Below are 4,557 nucleotides of genomic sequence, written 5' to 3' on the forward strand. Positions count from 1 at the left end.
CAGGATCTCAAGGCGCACTTTGCTGCCTTTCGGACCTTTAATCTGCGCCACGACGTCATCCAGACGCCAGCCGATCACATCCTGAACGGGTTTACCCGGCTGGCCGACACCGACAATACGATCGCCAACGGTAATGGATTTGCTTTTAGCTGCCGGGCCGCCCGCAACCATGGAATTGATCACGGTATAGTCATCATCCATTTGCAGCACGGCGCCAATGCCTTCCAGCGACAGGCTCATTTCCGTGTTGAACTGATCGGTGTTACGCGGCGAGAGGTAGCTGGTATGCGGATCGATTTCACGCGCGAACGAGGTCATCGCCAACTGGAAGACGTCCTCGCTGTTGCTCTGTGCCAGACGGCGGATAGCAAACTGATAGCGCTTGGTGAGAACCTCGCGGATCTCCTTTTCCTCTTTGCCCGTCAGCTTAAGGCTCAGCTCGTCATATTTAACTTTGGCATCCCAAAGCTGGTTCAGCTCGGCGGTGGTTTGCGGCCACGGCGCCTTGCTGCGGTCGATATCAATCGTATCGTGACCGCTAAAATTCATCGGCTTGTTCAGTACCGTCAGCGCATATTGGTAGCGCTCGAAACGGCGCTTCTGCGCCAGATTGTATAAATCATAAAAAACGTCCAGCTGGCCCGATTTGAGTTCGTCGCCCAGCGTGGATTTTTTGGTGTCGTACTGCGCCACGTCGGAAGCCAGCAGCACATTGTGGTTGTAATCCAGCAGATTCAGATAGCGGGCGAAAATTTTCGCGGAGAAATCTTTATCCAGGTCGAACTGGCGATAGTGAGAACGCGTAAAGCGCGATGTCACACGCTCGCTAACGGTCGCGTGCTGCGCTTCCTGATGAAGTTGCGGAATTTGATCGGCGCGAGTAATAGCATCGGCAGCGAAAACATGTCCGGTAAACAGCAGTGCAGCAATAACGGTGGTTTTAAAAAAGTTGTTCATGCCCTGATTGGCCTCCGTATCAGAACTGCAAGTGTTCTGCGCGCACTATCATTGCCAGGCCGGAAGCCAGCTGTACCCGGACGCCATCTTTTGTAATTTCAAGAATGGTTGCATCCATCGCACTTTTGCCTGCCGTGACTTTGATGTTTTGACCCACCTGCAATGCTGCGGTATCCGTAACGGGTGTCGTGCGTTGTGGTTGGCGTTCTGCGGAAGGCGCGCGGCCAGGATTACGCTGCGGTTTGCTGCGTGCGGCCCGAGGCTGCTCGCCTTCAGCAGAAGGTTTACGAACCGGCTTGCGTGGACGACGCGGGGCAGCTTCTTCACCTGCTTCACGTTTTTTCGCCTGCTGCTGCTCGCGCTGCGCCTGAACGCGCGCTTTAGCTTCTTCAAGCTGCTTACGGGCATGTTCCACATGCTGCTCGTCCAGCACGCCGCAGGCGTTGCCATCCAGGTCAACACGGGTGGCTCCTGCTTTGATGCCGTATAAATAACGCCAGCTGGAGGTATAAAGGCGCAGCGCGGAACGAAGCTGAGTTTTACTCAGGCCCATTTCGCCCTGTACGCGGTCGACTAAATCCTGAAAGATGCCGATTTTAAGCGGTCGCGCTTCGCCTTCAGCACTGAAGCACTGTGGGAACCGCTCCGCCAGAAAGGCGATGACTTCTTTACTGCTATTCAACTTGGGTTGATTTTCCATGAAATTTCCTGATTACAACGGGTTTGCCAACCAGCGCAGGCATGAACAGGCGTCATTATAATGACACCATCAGCAAATGCTACGTGATCCAGCACTTTAGCTGCGTTTCATGTGAATAAATTTTTCCACGTCCGTACCGGCCAGTACTTCACAAAGCCCGTCAACCAGCGCGATCAGCCCTGTTTCGTCTTCCTGATCGAAGCGATGATATTCCACGCTGTCGATATCCAGCACGCCAATCGTCTCGCCATTGACCACCAGCGGCAACACGATTTCGGCATTGCTGGCCGCGTCACAGGCGATATGGCCGGGAAAAGCATGTACATCATCCACGCGCTGTACGGCGCTTTCCGCCACCGCCGTGCCGCAGACGCCGCGTCCTACCGGAATGCGTACGCAGGCGATTTTGCCCTGAAACGGTCCCAGCACCAGGGTCTTCTCTTCCGTCAGCAGATAAAACCCGGCCCAGTTGACGCCTTCCAGACGCTCGAACAGCAGCGCGCTGCAGTTACCCATCGCCGCCAGAAAGCTGGTTTCGCCAGCGATAAGCGCGCGTAAGTCACGATTGAGATCCGAGTAAAATTCTTTTTTAGTCATTTTTTAACCATTATTAAAACTTGTCACGAAGTCCGGAATGACTTCGCCTGATAAAATAAGCATTAAATGTCCAGACGGACAAGGTGAATGATTCCGTTAGTTAATATACCCTTGTTAGTCTGAAGCTTTAAAAGCAAACGTAAGAGTGGTTCGCCGGAGCGATGTTGCCTGACCGTACCCTGCAAATCCGGATAATTCGTGAAAATATACGCTATCAGCCATATTTTGCCTCAGGCACGTTATCAGCGTTGTCCGCAATGCGATACCCTTTTTTCCTTACCGGATGTGAAATCAAATCAGTCGGCGCACTGCCCGCGCTGCAATGCGCGGATCCTGAACGGGCGCGACTGGTCGATGACCCGGCTGGCCGCCATGGCTGTAACAATGCTGTTACTGATACCTTTTGCTTTTAGCGAACCGTTGCTAACTATTCGTCTGCTGGGGACCACGATCCGCGCCAGCCTGCTGGAAGGTATTGTCCAGATGGCGCAGCAGGGCAACGTGATTACCGCTGCCATGGTCGCGTTTTGCACTATCGGTGCGCCCGCCACGCTGGTGGCCTCCATTGGCTGGCTTTTTTTCGGTGAGCGGCTGGGCTTAAACCTGCGACCGGTACTGTTGATGCTCGACCGCCTGAAAGAATGGGTGATGCTGGATATCTACCTGGTCGGTATCGCCGTCGCCTCTATCAAGGTAAAGGATTATGCGGATATCAATCCCGGCGTCGGCCTGCTGGCTTTTCTCTCGCTGGCGGCGCTGAGCCTGGTGACGATAATCCATATGAATGTCGAGCAGTTGTGGCATCGCTTTTACCCGCAGCCGCAGCCGAACGTTGCGCCCGAACAGCTGCGCGTATGCCTGAACTGCCACCATACCGGGCTGGCTGACGAACGGGGCCGCTGCCCGCGCTGCCACACGCCGCTGCGCCTGCGTCGCCGTCACAGCCTGCAAAAATCCTGGGCGGCGTTGATTTCCGCGATCGTCTTATTGATCCCGGCCAATCTGCTGCCGATTTCCGTTATTTATCTCAATGGCGCACGCCAGCAGGATACGATTCTTTCGGGGATCCTTTCACTCGCTTCTGGCAATATTCCGGTGGCGATTGTGGTATTTATTGCGAGTATTTTGGTGCCTTTTACCAAGGTTGTCGTACTGCTGACGCTGCTGCTCAGCATTCATTTTAAATGTGAGCAGGGCCTGAAAACACGTGTTCGTCTGCTGCGGGTGGTTACCTGGGTCGGACGCTGGTCTATGCTGGACCTGTTTGTTATCTCTTTAACCATGTCGCTGGTGAATCGCGACCAGCTTCTGGCTTTTACTATGGGACCGGCTGCCTTCTATTTTGGCTCAGCGGTCATTCTTACTATCCTCGCCGTTGAGTGGCTGGATAGCCGTTTACTTTGGGATGCACATGCAACAGGAAACGCCGACTACACCGACTAGCGCACGCGTGAAAAGCCGCCGCAAAATTTCGCCGTTCTGGCTGCTGCCTTTGATTGCGCTGCTGATAGCAGGCTGGCTCGTCTGGAACAATTACCAGGAGCGCGGCACCACGGTCACGATCGATTTTGTCACCGCTGACGGCATTGTTCCTGGCCGCACGCCGGTACGCTATCAGGGGGTGGAAGTGGGCCTGGTGCAGGGCATCAGCATGACCGACGATCTGCGCACGATTAAGATCAAGGCCAGCATCAAGAGTGATATGAAGGACGCGCTGCGCGATCAAACACAGTTCTGGCTGGTGACGCCGAAAGCTTCGCTGGCGGGTGTTTCAGGCCTGGATGCGCTGGTGGGCGGCAACTATATCGGCATGATGCCGGGCAAAGGCAAGCCGCAGGATCATTTTGTGGCGCTCGATACGCAGCCAAAATATCGCATGAACACGGGCGAGATGATGATCCATCTTCACGCCACAGATTTAAGCTCGCTGAATACCGGCTCGCTGGTCTACTTCCGTAAAATCCCGGTTGGCCGCGTCTACGATTACAGCATCAATCCAGGCAATCAGGGCGTCACCGTCGATGTGCTGATTGAGCGCCGCTTCACCAACCTGGTGAAAAAAGAGAGCCGCTTCTGGAACGTCTCTGGCGTCAAGGCCGATGTCGGCTTAAGCGGTGCCAAAGTGCAGCTGGAAAGTCTGGCGGCGCTGGTTAATGGCGCGATTGCTTTCGACTCGCCAACCGACTCCGCGCAGGCAAAAAGCGAGGACAACTATCAACTTTACCCGGATTTGGCGCACAGTCATCGTGGCGTCATTATCACGCTTGACCCGCCCGGCGGGATAAACCTGAAGGCGGGTAGTA

Annotated in this window: 5 protein-coding genes; 2 read left to right on the forward strand and 3 right to left on the reverse strand. The window is 54.8% G+C overall.

Annotated elements, in window-relative coordinates; genetic code table 11:
• The 3 genes from RTK32_RS19220 to RTK32_RS19230 form a co-directional block, all read right to left on the reverse strand.
• Positions 1-957 (reverse strand): PDZ domain-containing protein (locus RTK32_RS19220; protein WP_312046803.1); only part of this gene is annotated, 957 nt, incomplete at its 3' end.
• Positions 958-976: 19 nt separating this feature from the next.
• Complete coding sequence (gene proQ, locus RTK32_RS19225) at positions 977-1,657, reverse strand: RNA chaperone ProQ (protein WP_312046804.1); 681 nt, start codon at positions 1,655-1,657, stop codon at positions 977-979.
• 96 nt (positions 1,658-1,753) lie between these two features.
• Positions 1,754-2,254, reverse strand: a complete 501-nt coding sequence (locus tag RTK32_RS19230; protein WP_312046806.1) for a GAF domain-containing protein — start codon at positions 2,252-2,254, stop codon at positions 1,754-1,756.
• Between the two features lie 198 nt (positions 2,255-2,452).
• Between RTK32_RS19230 and yebS the strand changes: the two genes are divergently transcribed.
• Positions 2,453-3,697: a membrane integrity lipid transport subunit YebS gene (gene yebS, locus RTK32_RS19235; RefSeq protein ID WP_312046808.1), complete on the forward strand. Its 1,245-nt coding sequence runs from the start codon at positions 2,453-2,455 to the stop codon at positions 3,695-3,697.
• The coding region (locus tag RTK32_RS19240; RefSeq protein WP_312046809.1) for an MlaD family protein at positions 3,666-4,557 on the forward strand (892 nt) is incomplete at its 3' end. The genes yebS and RTK32_RS19240, both read left to right, overlap by 32 nt.

The sequence above is a fragment of the Erwinia sp. genome, assembly GCF_031978025.1.
Lineage (GTDB): Bacteria > Pseudomonadota > Gammaproteobacteria > Enterobacterales > Enterobacteriaceae > Erwinia.

Excerpts from the sequence above, each read along its gene's own strand:
- RTK32_RS19230 (WP_312046806.1), bottom strand. The coding sequence starts at position 2,254 with ATGACTAAAAAAGAATTTTACTCGGATCTCAATCGTGACTTACGCGCG.
- proQ (WP_312046804.1), bottom strand. The coding sequence starts at position 1,657 with ATGGAAAATCAACCCAAGTTGAATAGCAGTAAAGAAGTCATCGCCTTT.